The organism is Clostridium brassicae (genome assembly GCF_026738875.1).
GTDB lineage: Bacteria > Bacillota > Clostridia > Clostridiales > Clostridiaceae > Clostridium_H > Clostridium_H brassicae.
This window is the reverse complement of sequence record NZ_JAPQFJ010000009.1, coordinates 103236-120206: the sequence shown is the minus strand read 5'-3', so window position 1 is coordinate 120206 and position 16971 is coordinate 103236. Positions and strand designations below refer to the sequence as shown.

Here is a 16971-nt window from a genome sequence, read left to right as displayed (position 1 = left end):
CATTGCACTTCAAAAAAAACATATCTTGATTTTTAACGATAAACTCTAAGATTAAGGTATATCATGTAACTGTAATCTGTTTAGCTAATAAATAAAACCTTAGAATTAATCTTCAATTTCTTTTAACATACACGCAAGTTCCTCTTCGGTGATTGAATTAAATAATTTTTCTTCAACAAGTTCTGATAAGGTTCTTACAGTTAATCCATTTGTAAGAAACTCTACTAGAGATAAATCAATATCATAAATTTCATTAATTTTATAAACCATTTTAGTAGCAATTAATGAATGTCCGCCTACTTCAAGAAAATTATCATCGATTCCTATCATATCAATGTCTAACATTTTTCTCCATAAATCAACTATTTCCTCTTCTAATGGATTAGTTGGTGCACTATAAGTAGTTTCACCACTTACCTCTTTAATTTCAGGCAATGCTTTTTTATCTAATTTTCCATTTGATGTTAATGGGAAGCCATCAATTATCATCATTTTTCCTGGAATCATATATTCAGGTAAATACAGCTTAAGCTCTTCTCTTACTGTTTTGATAATTGATGAATCTTCAGAAATAATATAAGCATTAATTTCATTTTCCCCAATATTATTTTCTCTAACTATTACTGCAACATCTTTTACATCATCTATTCTTCTGATAACACTGTCAATCTCTCCAAGTTCAATTCTAAACCCTCTAATCTTAACTTGCTCATCGATTCTTCCTAAGTATTCCACATTACCATTTGGCAGCCACCTTGCTAAGTCTCCTGTTTTATACATTTTCTTTCCTTGTTCATATGGGTTGTCCACAAATTTCTCTTCTGTTAACTTCTCATCATTTAAATATCCTCTTGCAAGACCATCGCCGCTTATACAAATTTCTCCTATGGCTCCTATAGGAACCATACTATTTTTCGTATTTACAATATAAATGTGAAAATTATTTATTGGTTTACCTATAAGCACTGTATTATTATATTTTTTTGTATAATTGTATTTGTGCATTATACATCCGACAGTTGCTTCTGTAGGTCCATATTCATTTATTATCTCTATCTCGTTACAGAATATATTACTTATGTCTTTTGATAATTCTTCCTTTAATTCCTCTCCCCCTACAATAATTTTTTTAATGCCTTTGTTAACATTAGACATATCTTTTAATAAACTTAAATGTGCAGGTGTTACTTTTATAACTGCATTTTTATCTGACTGAAATACTTTTTTCATTAATATATCAATATCTTTATCTTTATATATAATTATTTTATTTCCACTTATCAATGGAGTAAAAATAGACGTTATAGTTAAATCAAATGATACTGATGTGTAAAGCGGCATACACATATTTTCTTCATTTAAATACTGTTCTTTAGCATATAAAACATAGTTAACTATTGCTTTATTCTCTATCATAACTCCTTTAGGCTTTCCAGTAGTTCCAGATGTATATATTACATATGCTAAATTATTTTCACTAGAGACTTTGCTCAAATTATTATTGTTATATTTATATAATTCTTCATCCTCTAAATCACATATAACTATTTTCTGCTTTATCTTTTCTTTAAATTTTCCTTGTATTAATATTATTTTTGATTGACTATTATTCAATATATACTCTATTCTGCTTTCTGGATATTCCGGATCTATAGGTAGATATGCTCCCCCTGCTTTTAAAACTGCCATTATTCCTACTATCATATTTATAGAACGCTTTGCCATTATACCTACAATATATTCTGGTCCTACACCTTTTTCTCTCAAACCTCTAGCTAATGAATTAGATCTTTCATTAAGTTCTTTATATGTTATCTCTTCATTTTCGAATACAACAGCAATATTATCTGGTGTCTTTTCTACTTGTTCTTCAAATATATCTACTAATGTTTTTTCTTTATCATATTCTACATATGTGCCATTAAACTTCTTTAATATTAAATCTTCTTCATCTTTTGTTATAACTTGAATTTCATTTATAGAGTTTTCAAAGCTCTCTATCATTGTTTTCTTGTTTGAACATTTTGCAATAGTATCATTCATTTTATTATCCTCTTTCCACTTTATTTAAAATTTTTTCTTTTTTAATTTTTTCCAACAAATACTTTTTCATATCCTTTGGTAATGAATTTAAATTATTATTTTTTTCTTTTTTATCATTAACATAATGATTGATTTTCCTGGAACAAACTTTTATAGTTTCATAACTAATAATATATTCTTCATCTTCCTTAACACTTTCTATTATCTTGCTTATATTTTGAAAAGTATTTTCTTCTTTGTGCTCTTCTACAAATCTAGTACACTTCTTCTTATAATCTGAACTTAAAAGATTGTTAATACTTTTTATAAGATTTTCTTCATTCCACATTATAGGAAGTAAATAATCCCCTAATCCGATTTTTTTCACTATTGATCCATTTAGTGGTCTATCTAAACAATCTGCTAGTACAAGCTGTGGTACTCCAGCATTAATAGCATTACTGACTGTTCCAATACCACCATGATGAATAATAAGACTTGCATAAGCTAAAGACTCATGTAAAGGAATATAATCAAATACATATACATTTGAAGGTATTATATCTGGTAATAGTTCCTTATATTTCGTTGCTACAATAACGTTTCTTCCTAAATTAGAACAGGATTTAATGGCAATTTTATAAAACTCTTTTTTAATTTTCTTGCTTGATCCGCCAGATATTATTATTGGAGCTGGATTTTCCAGTAATATATCCTTCAATGTAATTGATATAGATAAATTTTTTCTTCTATTTAAAGGCTCTAAAGGAAAACCAACTAAATTAATATCCTCTGGTTCATTTACCATGTCACTTTTATACCAGTTGGGCCACAAACCTATTTTCCCTTTAGGGCAACACTGCCAAGAAAACAAACTTTCTATAGATTTTAATCCCATTTTCTTTCTTAATTTATTAGCCTCTTCACATAATTTTTCTCTATTTATACTATTAAAACTTTTACTACTTTCATATTCATAAGGATTCATATATACCCAAATTAAAGGAATCTTTAACTTTTCAGCTATAAGTAAAGCAGCTATACTTGATCTGCTTTTAGCTAGTAAAATGGTATCTTTTCTTTCACAATACGGTTTTAATAATTGATATTCTTTAATTCTTACACTAGCACTTTCATACTTATCTCTAAAAACTTGAATTTCTTCATTTGATGCTACTATATCTGAGCAACTCACTAAATCATTAAATAAATTTTCACACTCATTCCAATTATCCCAAGGAACAAAATTAATCCCTTCTTCTTTTATCCTTTTCTCATAACAACAATGAGTAAATATTGTTATATCATGCCCTTTCTTCTTAAGGTATTTTCCAATATGCAAAAATGGAAGTACATCTCCATCACTCCAATGTGTAGTAATAATTATATTTGCCACTTCTTATCCTCCATGAACTTATTAGTTCTTACATTTTCTCATTAATAACCCCATTAACATTCTTTTCTTTTTTTCTGGAATATAATCTAATGAAACTTTATTACTAGAAACAACTTTTTCCTTAGTATTCTTATTACTTAATGTATTATTTTTAACTTTATATAAATTATTAGCTTTATACTTTTCCTTATTTTTTAAAAATTCTTTTATGATTAGATTCAATTCCTCTTCTATATTATCTTTATTTATTTTTTCTGATAATTTTTTACAGGATAATGATAAGGATTCATCATAAATTATTTCTTTTAGAGATTTTCCAATTAAATCTATCTTCCAATTTATTTCTGGAAACACCTTTGCAACACCAATTTTTTTTAGCCTAGCTGCATTATCAGGGCGATCTGCTAAATGAGCCATAATCAATTGTGGAGTTCCACAAGATAATGCTTCACTAGAGGTTCCTATACCTCCATGATGAATAACTACATTAACATATGGTAAAATTCTTTTTATAGGAGCTTCTCGCAACCTTAATATGTTAGAAGATAATCTTCTTGGTGTAAACTCTTCAAAAGCTGTAACTAAAATTCCATTTATATTAGCACATTTACAAGATTCTGCTGCAATTTTATAGAAATTTGGATTAATCGCATTGCTTGTACCTGCAGTTATAATGGCTGTTTTCTTTCCACCTTTTAAAAACTCTTTAACTTGTTTTGGTATTTCATCAGTGCTTTCATACTTATTTTCAGGAAAACCAATAGCAATCATACCCTTAATACTCTCAGTTTCCTCTTTGGCATACCACTTTGGCCACAATGCTATTTTTAATTTTGGTGAACACATCCACTCTGTCCAATTGCTTATATCACTTAAGCCTATCTTATTTCTTACAATATTCATTTCATTCTTCATTACTTCACCAATAAGCTCCTCATGTAATTCCAAATGTTGAATATAATTAGGTGCAAGAAAAACAGAAGCAACAGGTAATCCATATTTTTCAGCAACTAGCAATCCTGCTAAACTAAAACGATGTCTAAATATAATAATAGTATCTTCTCTTTTGCAGTATTGACTTATAATCGTATACTCTTTATATGTTCTATCAGAACCACAATATTTTCTATTAAATTCAATATACTGCTTTGATTCTTTCATAGCATCTGACAAATTAGTCAGCTTGTCATTCTTTTCTTTATATTCCTCATAAGTATCAATAGCTCCAAAATCTAAACCGTTTATTTTTACTTCTTTTTCATATATATAATGAGTCAAAATTAACACAGCATGGCCTATATTTTTTAATATTCTTCCCATCTTAATGAATGGTTTAACATCCCCCCCTGTTCCTTGAGTAATAAGTAGTATATTGGCCACTCAATCCACTTCCTTTACAAATAATCTTTATATAATTCAAATCACATATTTTGTATAAAATTTATTTTATTACCATATGTGTACAATTGTAACATATTTCTTCCAAAAAATTTATGCTTTTTTGTAATAATATTGAAAATATATATTATGCAATCTAGACCTGAATTTTGCAATGACCCTATACTAAAAAAATCCACAATAATACTGATCCATAGTATTATTGTGGATTTATTAGTAAATTACATTATCAATCTTTGGTGTTTTTTTAATACGCATTTCATAAATACCTTTTACTTACGAACTACAATTTATATAATCAATCTTTGAAATTCATCTGTATTGATCTTTTTCTTAAACCAGCTCCTTGTTTAAATTACATAATAAAATGTCTCAACTTTTTCATTACCTCAACTCTACCCTATTTATAATCGTTAATTGGTCCCTCATCCATTAATATCTCAATTTTCCCATTCTTATCTCTAACTAGCTTAGGTCGTCTTTCTGACTAAAAGCCACTAAGTACCTTTTATTCTTTTTCTATATATTATATAATATTAACATACTATATTTGAATCGAGGTTTAGTTTTTTATGAATAATACACTAACTGAAAAAAATATAAAAGAATTAAGAGAAGAATTAGAATATAGAATGACCGTAAAAAGAGCTGAAATAGCAAAGGAAAAATTAGTAGCTGCTGCACATGGTGATAGATCAGAAAATGCAGAATATAAAGAAGCTTGTGCAAACTATAGAGAAAATGATAATAGAATTCAATATTTATTAACTATGATCTCAACAGCAACTGTAATAGATGATACAACTATAGATAAATCAATATTAGGAATTAACAGTAAAGCTAAAGTTAAATTTATAGAAGATGAAGATGAGGATATTATAACATTAGTAACTACTATGGATTCAGACCCTGAAAATATGTGTATAAGTATAGAATCAAATTTAGGAAAAGCATTATACGAAAAAAAAGTTGGAGATATAGTTGAGGTTGATGCTCCAGGAGAAAAATATGCAGTAGAAGTATTAGAAATATTGTAAAAATGACATGTCAATAAATAAAGGTAAAAATCCACGATATTTCTATCGTGGATTTATTGGTGGAGGCGAGGGGAGTCGAACCCCTGTCCGAAAGCAGCCTCACCGCGGCATCTCCGAGTGCAGTCAGTAATTTAGAGTTTCCCTCTTCTAGACTCCTACTGACAGGATTCCAGTTTCGGTAGCTTCATAAATTCCGTTCCTAGCTCAAAGCTTTGCTAGGCTCGTTTCCCTACTAATTTGGCGCCCTATCCCAAGCCGTAGGACTCTTAGGTAGGACGAGCAGCTATTCTAAGCTGCTAATGCGTAATTTTCGTCTGCGTTTATATTTAATTCCCAGTTTTTTAACGCGGGCCCAGGAACCCTCGACTCGCTTCCGCAACACAACTTACCCCCGTCGAAAGCCATATACGCCCCCATGTGTTATACCACATTTCTGAGGTAATCTAAGTGCTTGCTTGTTCTTAAATTTTAACACTAATCTTTATAACCGTCAACCTTCCATCGTGAAGACAAGTATTATAATACAACATAGTCCTAAACTTATCAATAGGATTTTACAACATATAAATTCATTTTTTTATATTTATCATATATGTTTCCTATTGGTGAAAAGTTATCATTATTTATAATAACCTGTCCAGTAAAATTTTATGTATTAACTATGTTTAAAATTATTATAGTAATAGTTTGCCTTATAATTCATCTTTACTTATGAATTATAAGGCAAACTAAGTAACTTTTAAAATTATAATATTTATGCAAGATTCTATTTTAAAATAGTGTTGTTTTTTAAACTCTTTTAAAACTTTCTTTAGTATTCCTAAAGCTATGTTTTTAAATTGTTGAATTCATCATAATGAAAATTTATTAAAACATAGCCTTATATAAGAAACATAGCTACAATAGTCGTAACCGTTAATCCCAATACTACTGGCTTTAAATTTCTTTTAGCTAATTCAAAGACATCAACATTACATATTGCAGCCACAGGGATTAAAGCCCAAGGCACTATAGTACCTCCTCCAACCCATATTCCAGCTATTTGTCCTAGTGCTGTCAAAGTTTCAATTCCACCATTTATTGCAGTTGAAAACAATCTAGCTATAGATCCTACAAGAGAAATTCCAGAAAATCCAGAACCATCTAATCCTGTTATAGCTCCTACTATAGTCGATGTAATGGATGCCACTATAGCATTTAATGGAACTTTACTTGCAAGAGCAGCTCCTAAATCGTTTACTATACCATTAGAACCTTGTGGAAGTATTTTACCAAATATGTCAATAAACGTAGAATCCCCTAAATAGAAAAAAGCTGCTACTGGTATGACTATTCCAAATATTTTAAATCCAAATTGAAGCCCTTTAACTAATTGGTTTGTTATTTCCTCTAGAGAATTTTTTTTGTAACTTAAGATAGCAATTAAACTTAATATGAACACAGCAGTACCACCTATTATAGCAGTTGCCCCCCCACCTTGAAGCTTGGCAACATACATTACAACTATATCTAAGGCAAATAAGATAAAGATAAGTAAAGCCAAAAATCTTCTAGCTTTTCCTGAAGTAATTAAACATTCAGGTTTATTTTCTACTATTTCTTCAACTTCACCTTCAATAAATATTTTCCCCGATTTAATATCTTTTCTTATCATGTAAAAAGCAGCTAATGTAGTTACTACTCCCATAACAATAGTAAGTGGAATACTTGCACTTATTACCTTGGATACTTCAATTCCAGCAGCATCTGCAGTAAGCTTGGGAGCTGCTTGGATTACATAGTCACTAGATAACGCTATGCCATGTCCAAATAAATTCATAGCCACAGCCACTCCCATAGCCGGAAGCCCAGCTTTTTTAGCTATAGGCAAGAATAATGCGCCTATAAGAGCAACTGCTGGTGAAGGCCAAAAGAACCATGAAAGTGTCATCATAACTAATCCTATAACCCAATAAGCTACCCCATAAGATTTTATTATATTTCTAAATGGATATATCATTTCTTCATTTATGCCCGAAGTAACTAATACATTACTCATGGCAGTTATTACAGAAATTATAAGTATTGTTGGCATTAGTTCTCTTGTAGCATAAACAAAACTATCAAACACTCCCATAACAGATTTATATAAAGAGCCTGTCCCTAGTAGTCCCAATATAAATATTCCCAAGATACACAATAATGATATATCTCTTTTCTTTACCATTGCCACTATGATTATCAATATAAATATTAAATAAACATAGTGCAATCCAGTTAAGCTTATTTCCATATTAACCTTTGCCTCCGCATAAATTGGTATATTATAGATTATGCAGAGTTATACATCTGTGTGATATATTATTCAACTTAAAATCAAGTGAAATTGCCATTTACTAAATAAAAAAAGGCCCTTTTTCAGGCCTATCTATATCTTTCTTTCATTTGTCTATCTATATCTCTTTTAGCAGCTTTTTCTGCTATAGTATGTCTTTTATCATAATTATGTTTACCTCTTGCTACACCTAAAGCCATCTTAACTTTTCCTTTTTTAAGATATAAGGAAATAGGTACAAGAGTATATCCCTTTTGTGAAGTATATCCAAGAAGAGTACTTATTTGATCTTTATGAAGTAACAATTTTCTCTCTCTCAAAGGATCTTTGTTAAATATATTACCTTGTTCATAAGGACTTATATGCATATTATAAACAAAAACTTCTCCATTTCTAACCTGAGCATAACTATCCTTTAAGTTAGCTTTTCCAGCTCTTATTGACTTAACTTCTGTTCCCACAAGAACAATCCCTGTTTCATAAACTTCATCTATAAAATACTCATGGTGAGCTTTTCTATTTTGTGCTAATGTATTATTACCATTTTTATTTTTTGCCATATTAACACCTACTTTACTATAATCAATTGTAATAATATATTATACAATATAGAAAATTTCCAGTCAATGCCTAGAAATTCATCCAATCCTTAAATACAGGCTGATAACCTATCTTCAATAAATCTTCTTTTACTTTATCTACACTTCTAGGATCTATTATATCAAATTGAGGATCACTATCTCCTTTAATATCGTGCCCCCCTACTTCTGTACACACCCCTGCTGATATTTTATTAACTCCAAGAGGAATTAAATTATCTTTAAACTCAGCTTTTTCTCTAGTTGTCATTGTTATTCCACATCTAGGTAAAAACAATCTACACGCTATTATCATCTGAACTATATTCTTATCATTTACTTCATGTATATCCGTAAAACTTCCAGCATGAGATCTTATTCTTGGAAGAGCTACTGCTACTTCTACATCAGAATATTTATTCCTAAGATATTTAGCATGCAAAACCCCATAGAAAAACTCTTTTCTCCATTCATCTAATCCTAAAAGAGGACCTAAACAAACATTTCTTATCTTAGCCTTACAAGCTCTTTCAGGAGCATCTAGTCTAAATCTATATTTCTTTTTAGGGCCAGATATATGTACTTTATCATATATTTGTTCATTATAAACTTCTTGATACATAGACATTCCATCTACACCAACTTCAACAAGTTGTTTATATTCTTCTTCTTCTAATGCATATACTTCTACAGAGATAGAATCAAAATAATCCCTTAATATTTTTACAGCATCTATCATGTAAGACACTGGTGTTTCTTTTCTTGAAGAACCAGTTAATATTAAAATATGTCTAATTCCTGTTTCACGAATAGCTCTAGCTTCTTTTTCTATTTCTTCCATTGTAAGTTTTTTTCTTTTTATCTTATTTTCAAAATTAAAGCCACAATATGCACATCTATTAACACAATAATTCGCTAAATATAATGGGGTAAAAAGAAGTATCGCTTTCCCGAAATTCTGAAGAGTACTTTCATTAGCTCTATTTGCTATTTCTTCAAGATATTTTTCTGCTGTAGGAGATAATAAAGTTAAAAAATCATACTCATCTAATTTTCTCTTATTTATTATTCTTGTTATATCTTCATCTTTTATATTATTAAAAAAACCGTCAAAATCAAATTCTTTATATTTTAAATATTCATTATAAAAACTCACTTTTATGCCTCCCCTTCATTTAAGAATCCTGTTAAAGGTGAAGATGCACTAGCATATTTTCTAACTGCTCCTGCTTTTGAATTAAAAGCCATTCTTCCACTCTTTACTGCTAAATTAAAAGCCTCTGCCATTTTAACAGGATCTCCTGCAGTGGCTATTGCTGTATTTACTAATACTGCTGATGCTCCCATTTCCATAGCTTCTGCTGCCTCTGATGGCTTTCCTATTCCTGCGTCAACAACTATAGGAATTTCTATCTCATCAATTAAAATTTGGACTATTTCCTTAGTTCTTATGCCCCTGTTAGTTCCTATTGGTGCTCCAAGAGGCATAACTGCTGCTGCTCCAACATTCACTAATCTTTTAGCATCCATCAAGTCTGGATTCATATAAGGTAATACGATGAATCCCTCTTTAACTAATATCTCTGTTGCTTTAATAGTTTCCATGTTATCTGGAAGTAAGTACTTATTATCTGATATGACCTCTATTTTTATCCAATTGCCACATCCACTAGCTTTTGCAAGTCTTGCTATTCTAACAGCTTCTTCAGCATTTCTTGCACCTGAAGTGTTAGGAAGAAGAATTCTATCCTTTGGTATATATTCTAAAACATTTTCTTCTTTAGCCGTTATATCAACTCTTCTTAGAGCCATAGTTATAACTTGAGACTCTGATCTTTCTATAACCCTTGTAAGCATTTTTTTATCTGAAAACTTACCTGTTCCAATAAACAATCTGTTTTTTAATTCTATTCCACCTATTTTTAAAGTATCCATTATTTTTCCTCCCATATACCTCTTTTTTTAAAATAAAACACCTATTCTTTTATTTAATAATTTATAGTAAAACGTAAATAGAATTCTTGATTCCAAATGAATTTTTTGCTCCCTCTGAAAATCATTAACAGAATTCTTAGGAGCTTTACTTCTTAGAATTCGTTATCCCTTAAAGGAAACCGTTATCCAATCCATGATCGTGCCATGGCTTACTCCCACTTTAAAGAAAATGGGGATATTAGGCTGATTAGATATCGGATAAATAAAGTTTTCGTATTTATATAAATAAAAACTTATTATAATATTAATATTTCATCTAAACCTAGAAATAGATTTACTCCTATACTTCTTTTTCATCCATAATTATTCTTAGAACAGTATTGGCTTGATGATTAGCTGCAATAGCAACTCTTGGTGCCATAAGTCCACATCCTACCTTTGCCTCATAAGTTTCATCACCAATTAAATAAAATCTTTCATTGATCTTTTTTGTTTTTATTATATTATTAGAAAAATATCCAGCCATACCTGAAGCAGCTACTACAAATTTATTTTTTTCTTTACTCAACACAGTATTAACTAAAACTGCCTTAGATTCTGCATTATCAAAAGCTTCCACAATAATATCTACCTCTTTAAAAATTTGTAAAACATTATCTTCTTTTATATATTCATTTTTAGTCTCTACTTCTATAAAAGGATTAATTTCTGATATAGTCTCTTTTATGGCCTCTGTTTTATTCATTCCTAAATGCTTTATTAGATATTGCTGCCTATTTAGATTACTAGGTTCAACTACATCAAAATCTACTAAAACTAATTTACCTATACCTATTCTTGCAAGAGATATAGCCACATTAGATCCAAGCCCACCTAAGCCTGCAATACCTACTGAAGCTTTTTTTACTTTTTCATGAACTTTTGGAGTATGACGTGAGAATAGAAGAAATTCTAATTCCTCTTTAGTAGGAGCTTCTCCTTTTTTTATTAAAGCTAACTTATCACCTTCTCTTAAAATATAATCTTTTTCTATTGGAAACCCATTTAAAATTACTATATCTGCATTTTTTTTAATATTATCTCTAACTTCATAAGCTGTAATGCCATTCTCTAATTCTAACTGTTTTTCATTTACAAATATTTTCATTACATCATCCACCACCTACAAAACTTATAATTTCAATTCTATCTTTCTCATTAAGTAGTGTTTCTTTATAATTTTCTTTTAAAATTATCTTAAAATTAACTTCTACTACAACTTTGTCTAGACTTAAATCAAATTCTTTAAGAAGATGTTCAACTGTTATTCCTGATTTAATATCTTCATTTTTACCATTAACTATCATTTTCTCACCTCCTTAATTAAATCAAATTTTATATTTTATGAATATTCCATCTTTTATTAATATTTTATTAATTAAAAATATTCTTAACTAACTATCTAATTTAGCTTTATTCAATTCTGTTTTTAATACTTTAGTGGAATTATAAGGCTTTTTAGAACTCATGATATATGACATAACTGCAATTCCATAAGCACCCGATAATACAACTAATTTTAAATTTGTTTCATTTATTCCACCTAGCGCTATTACAGGTATATTTACTTTAGACGTAATACTTTTGATAAAATCTGTTCCTCTCGGTTTTAACCCTTTTTTACAATCTGTTTCGTATACATGCCCTGCAAGTACATAATCAGCTCCATTTTCTTCTGCCATAACAGCTTCTTTTACAGTGTGAACAGATACTCCAATCAAGCCATCAAACCTATATTTTTCTTTCATAAAACTTTCAAAGCCTACATGAACCCCTTCAGCGCCAAGCTTTCTCGCTACTTCTATATTTCCATTAATAATTAACTTAACATCTTTATTTTTTATAATTTCTTTAATTCTCTCTGCCATCTCTAATAATTCTTGGAATCCTAAGTCTTTTTCTCTTAAAATAATTCTATCCACTCCACCTTTCACAGCTTCTTCTACAATTCCATAGATATCACTTTGTTTTATAATTCTCCTATTTGTAATAAGATAAAGCATTTTATTCTCCTCATATAATTTTAAAAATTTATTATATTTAAAAAATTAAAAAGCTTACCCGAAGGTAAGCTTTGCTGTATACATTCATAATAATTATAATAACAATAAAGCATTATAATGTTATATCATAATTATTTAACACTGCTTTCCTACGATAATACTAATTATTTCAGGTTCAAAGGATTCCGATATAAATCGATCTCAGCCATAAGGCACTCCTAGCAAATTATTCATTTTTAAATTTTACTTTTATATTATAACTCTATATTATATATTTGTAAAGGTATCAGTTGTAATATCAGCCTCCACCTATAAATGCTGTAACTTGAATTTTATCATCCTCACTAAGAAGAACTTCTCTATAATGTTCCTTTGTAACTACTTTTGAATTTACTTCCACATAAACTCTGCATGCATGTAAATGATATCCTCTAAGAAGATCTTCTACAGTCATTCCTGGCTTAAACTCCACTTCTTTACCATTAACTATCATATTATCACCTCCTAATCATAACTCGTCTCTTTATTATACTAATAAAAAACTTTTTTATAATTTCAATTAAGTAAAAATTCCACCATATAATAATCATTTGTCATTAAAATCTATTTTTAGGAAATAAATGGCTTGTGTCCTTTTCTTTAATTATAATTAGTTTTAATATTTTGTCAATTAATGAAATGAAACATCTTCTCAAATGCACGCATATATATACGTTCATTGTTCATTGCCTAGAAAATTACATTAACTAATTAAATTATAATTACAAATGCTAACATTAAAGTTATAAATCAACATTGACTTACTAGTCAGTACTGGTTTATAATTATATTGACTAGTAAGTCAATATAATTATAAACTTAATTAATATATGTATACTTGGAGGTTGTATTATGATTAAGATACGAATAAACCACACTTATTAAAATTTGAAGTAGTTTCTGTTCACTTAATCTATCCAATTATGGAATGGAGGGAAAAATATGATATTTAAGGAATTCGGTAATAAAAACATGCCAGTTATTGTTCTTATTCATGGAGGTGGATTGTCATGGTGGTCATGGAAATCACAAATTGAGGCATTACAAAATGATTATTGCGTAGTTACACCTATTATAGATGGACATGGTGATGGCTGGGATACAACTTTTATAAGTATACAAAAATCAGCTAATGATGTAATTAAATATATAAAAGAAAATCACAACGGAAAAGTTCTTGCAATCTGTGGCCTTTCTATTGGCGCTCAAATAGTTGTTGAGATACTATCAAAAGAATATGATATTTCAGAAAATGCTGTTATAGAAAGTGCTTTGGTTTATCCTATGAAAATGACTGTTGCACTAACTGTTCCAATGTACAATCTTTTCTATGGAATGATAAAAAAACCATGGTACTCAAAATTACAGGCTAAAACATTAAACGTACCTGATGAATTATTTGAAACCTATTATAAGGACAGTTCACGAATGACAAAAGAATCACTAATTAATATTGCAAAAAGTAATGGAAATTATTCACTGCCCTCAACAATATGTAATACAAAATCAAAAACATTAATATTAGTTGGAGAAAACGAATTATCAATAATGAAAAAGTCTGCAAATTTACTACACAATACTATTAAAGGTAGCTTTTTAAAAATCATTGAAAAAAGTGGTCATGGAGAAATTAGTTTACTCTATCCCAATAAATACATTGATTTATTACAACAGTTCCTTGTAAATAATAATTAATATACTATTAACACTATTGCAATATATAGGTTATTAAATATACCTTAGATAGGAGTGAATAAAATGTTTGCAATTGAAACTAATAACTTAACCAAAACTTATGGTAAAAATAGAGGAGTAGAAAATATAAACTTAAGTATTAATGAAGGTGAATTTTATGGATTTATAGGACCTAATGGTGCAGGGAAATCTACAACCATAAGATTACTTTTAAATTTTATTTATCCTAGTTCTGGTAGTGCGAAGATTTTTGGTAAGGATTGTATAAAAGAAAGTAAACTCATTAAAGAAGATTTAGGTTTTGTACCTAGTGAAGTAAACTATTATAAGAATATGAAGGTTAGTGAAATTTTAAACTATGCCCAAAGCTTTAAGAAAGAAAAAGATACTGAAAGACTAGAAAAATTATGTGAAATGTTTGAAGTAGATAGAAATAAAATGGTAGGAGAACTTTCATTGGGAAATAAAAAGAAAATAGCTATAATTCAAGCATTGTTAAATAAACCGAAGCTTCTGATATTAGATGAACCTACCAATGGCTTAGACCCCTTAATGCAAAAAAAATTATTTAATCTATTAGTAGAAGAAAATAAAAATGGAACAACTATATTCTTTTCATCACATAACCTAGTAGAAGTTCAAAAGTTTTGCCATAAAGCAGCTATCATAAGAGAAGGAAAACTTATTGAAGTTAAAAAGATAGATGAACTTCTAGGCAATAATGTTGTAAAAGTTACAATTAGAAGTGAAGAAAATTTAAATGATTTATTGAACAATAAACTTATTTCAATGATAAGAAAAGAAGAAAATAAAACATCATTTTTGTTTGATGGAGATATTAATGAACTTGTTAAAAAAATTAAAGAAATTAATTTAAAAGAACTTAAAATAGAAGAGCCTGCATTAGAAGATACATTTATGAGTTATTATGAAAAGGAGGATAACTAGTATGAATATGTATAAAGTTGAACTAAAAAACATGTTAAAAAGCTTAATTATTTGGACTATTATCATGGCGGGCATAATTACATTATTTATGTCTATGTTTCCTTCTATGTCCACTAGTGGTATGAGTGAAATAGTTAAGACAAAAATTGATGCTATTCCTGAAGCTATGCGAAAATCTTTTGGACTAGAGAACGCAGTTGATTTTTCAGATTTACTTCAATACTTTGCATATTGCGCTCAATATATTTTAATAGGAAATTGTATATATGCTGCTATTTTGGGAATTAACTCTCTTATTAAAGAAGAAAGCGAGGGAACTATAGAATTTTTATATGCTCAACCTATTTCAAGAGTTAAAATTGTAATGGTAAAAATGCTTTCTACTTTTACAATTCTTTATATATTTAATATAATTATTTTTCTTGTAACCATGCTATTTTTTCATATATTTAAGAAAGAAGGATATGAGTACATTTCTCAACTTGTTTTTATGTATAAAGGAATGTTTTTAGCTCAATTTATATTTTGGTCTATAGGTTTTGCATTATCTGCTATTATTTCCAAAGTAAGTCTTGCAACACCAACAGCTTTAGGTATTTTTTTCACTTCATATTTATTGGGTATTTTTTCAACTATAATTGAAAAACTTGAATGGATGAAATATCTATCTCCTGTACAATATGTGATGCCAAATGAATTATTAAGATCAAAAGGAGTTATTGACATGAGCTATATAATAATATCACTAATTGTAATTATTATTTCAATAGTATTTACTTTTTATAAATATAAAAATAAGGATTTAAAATTATAGTAATTCATAATATACTTATATTGGGAATTATAATTAGTATATGTAATTTAAAGGAGCTATATTATGACAATTAGATTTAACAAAGTATCGGAAGAAAAACAAAAAAATATAATTAATTCAGCAATAAATGAATTTGGGGATAAGGGATTTGATAACGCTTCTACTGATATAATAGCAGAAAATGCAGGCATTGCTAAAGGCAGTCTATTTCACTATTTTGGGAGCAAAAAAAATTTGTTTTTATTTATTGTTGAGTATTGTGCTGATTTACTCACAAGTGAAGTTTTAAATGAAGCTGAAAAGATACAATCTAATGATTTTTATGAGAGGATAAAAGATATCTCACTAATTAAACAACAAATAATTGTTAAATATTTTATGCATTCTAAAATAATTATGGAGGCATTTGTAAATATGCCTCCAAAAATAAAGGTTGACTTAGAAAAGCTTTATTTAAAATATTATAGCGACAATATGAATTTTATAGAAGACTATATTATTAAATACATGGACGTAAAATTATTAAAGCCATCAATAACAAAAGAAGATGCTATATTTGTTACCATGACTTTATTCGATGCATTAGGTAAAAAATATACCAGCTTATATAAGGGTAAAACGAATAAATTATTAACTAATAATGAGGATTTATTTAAAGAATTTGATAAATACATTGATATAATCAAATATGGATTATATCAAAAATAACAGATACCCCCATAATTCATAATCAAAAATGAATTATGGGGGTAA

General features: G+C 28.6%; 16 protein-coding genes, 1 other RNA gene and 1 riboswitch. Of the genes, 5 read left to right on the top strand and 12 right to left on the bottom strand.

Translation table 11 applies throughout. From position 1 onward, the window contains the following. Window positions 1-105 precede the first annotated feature (105 nt). Genes OW729_RS10285 through OW729_RS10275 form a run of 3 tightly spaced genes read right to left on the bottom strand, consistent with a single transcriptional unit; the run spans window position 106 to window position 4798 of the window. Window positions 106-2043, bottom strand: a complete 1938-nt coding sequence (locus OW729_RS10285; RefSeq protein ID WP_268061415.1) for a non-ribosomal peptide synthetase — start codon at window positions 2041-2043, stop codon at window positions 106-108. Between the two features lie 4 nt (window positions 2044-2047). After that, window positions 2048-3418, bottom strand: coding sequence for a glycosyltransferase (locus tag OW729_RS10280; RefSeq protein WP_268061414.1), 1371 nt, complete (start codon window positions 3416-3418; stop codon window positions 2048-2050). Between the two features lie 21 nt (window positions 3419-3439). Further along, the gene (locus tag OW729_RS10275) at window positions 3440-4798 is read right to left on the bottom strand and encodes a glycosyltransferase (RefSeq protein ID WP_268061413.1); all 1359 of its coding nucleotides are present in this window, start codon (window positions 4796-4798) and stop codon (window positions 3440-3442) included. Window positions 4799-5388: 590 nt separating this feature from the next. On the opposite strand from OW729_RS10275, the gene OW729_RS10270 reads away from it, so the two are divergent. Beyond that, a complete protein-coding gene (locus OW729_RS10270; RefSeq protein WP_268061412.1) occupies window positions 5389-5853 on the top strand; it encodes a GreA/GreB family elongation factor in 465 nt (154 codons plus the stop codon). Between the two features lie 57 nt (window positions 5854-5910). Here the strand turns inward: OW729_RS10270 and ssrA are convergent. The 9 genes from ssrA to thiS (OW729_RS10225) all read right to left on the bottom strand — a co-directional run bounded on the left by ssrA (window position 5911) and on the right by thiS (OW729_RS10225) (window position 13215). Next, window positions 5911-6268, bottom strand: a transfer-messenger RNA (tmRNA) gene (ssrA, locus tag OW729_RS10265). 465 nt (window positions 6269-6733) lie between these two features. Continuing rightward, on the bottom strand, window positions 6734-8125 hold the full coding sequence (locus tag OW729_RS10260) for a hypothetical protein (RefSeq protein WP_268061411.1): 1392 nt from the start codon (window positions 8123-8125) through the stop codon (window positions 6734-6736). A 131-nt stretch (window positions 8126-8256) separates the two neighbouring features. Next, window positions 8257-8727, bottom strand: coding sequence for an SsrA-binding protein SmpB (smpB, locus tag OW729_RS10255; RefSeq protein WP_268061410.1), 471 nt, complete (start codon window positions 8725-8727; stop codon window positions 8257-8259). Between the two features lie 70 nt (window positions 8728-8797). After that, entirely contained in the window at window positions 8798-9901 is a 1104-nt protein-coding gene (gene thiH / locus OW729_RS10250; RefSeq protein WP_268061409.1) for a 2-iminoacetate synthase ThiH, read from the bottom strand. A gap of 2 nt (window positions 9902-9903) precedes the next feature. After that, the gene (locus OW729_RS10245) at window positions 9904-10683 is read right to left on the bottom strand and encodes a thiazole synthase (protein WP_268061441.1); all 780 of its coding nucleotides are present in this window, start codon (window positions 10681-10683) and stop codon (window positions 9904-9906) included. A 337-nt stretch (window positions 10684-11020) separates the two neighbouring features. Continuing rightward, complete coding sequence (thiF, locus tag OW729_RS10240) at window positions 11021-11827, bottom strand: sulfur carrier protein ThiS adenylyltransferase ThiF (RefSeq protein ID WP_268061408.1); 807 nt, start codon at window positions 11825-11827, stop codon at window positions 11021-11023. Window positions 11828-11831: 4 nt separating this feature from the next. Beyond that, window positions 11832-12026: a sulfur carrier protein ThiS gene (gene thiS, locus OW729_RS10235; protein ID WP_268061407.1), complete on the bottom strand. Its 195-nt coding sequence runs from the start codon at window positions 12024-12026 to the stop codon at window positions 11832-11834. An 87-nt stretch (window positions 12027-12113) separates the two neighbouring features. Next, window positions 12114-12722: a thiamine phosphate synthase gene (gene thiE / locus OW729_RS10230; protein ID WP_268061406.1), complete on the bottom strand. Its 609-nt coding sequence runs from the start codon at window positions 12720-12722 to the stop codon at window positions 12114-12116. Window positions 12723-12851: 129 nt separating this feature from the next. Then, window positions 12852-12952, bottom strand: a riboswitch (TPP riboswitch). 68 nt (window positions 12953-13020) lie between these two features. Next, window positions 13021-13215, bottom strand: coding sequence for a sulfur carrier protein ThiS (gene thiS, locus OW729_RS10225; protein WP_268061405.1), 195 nt, complete (start codon window positions 13213-13215; stop codon window positions 13021-13023). Window positions 13216-13703: 488 nt separating this feature from the next. Here thiS (OW729_RS10225) and OW729_RS10220 point away from each other — a divergent pair, with 488 nt between their 5' ends. From OW729_RS10220 to OW729_RS10205, 4 genes are all read left to right on the top strand, one after another. Next, the gene (locus OW729_RS10220) at window positions 13704-14456 is read left to right on the top strand and encodes an alpha/beta fold hydrolase (protein ID WP_268061404.1); all 753 of its coding nucleotides are present in this window, start codon (window positions 13704-13706) and stop codon (window positions 14454-14456) included. 63 nt (window positions 14457-14519) lie between these two features. Further along, window positions 14520-15404, top strand: coding sequence for an ABC transporter ATP-binding protein (locus OW729_RS10215; RefSeq protein ID WP_268061403.1), 885 nt, complete (start codon window positions 14520-14522; stop codon window positions 15402-15404). Window position 15405: 1 nt separating this feature from the next. Continuing rightward, window positions 15406-16218, top strand: coding sequence for an ABC transporter permease subunit (locus OW729_RS10210; protein WP_268061402.1), 813 nt, complete (start codon window positions 15406-15408; stop codon window positions 16216-16218). Between the two features lie 63 nt (window positions 16219-16281). Further along, window positions 16282-16926, top strand: a complete 645-nt coding sequence (locus OW729_RS10205) for a TetR/AcrR family transcriptional regulator (protein ID WP_268061400.1) — start codon at window positions 16282-16284, stop codon at window positions 16924-16926. Window positions 16927-16971 lie beyond the last annotated feature (45 nt).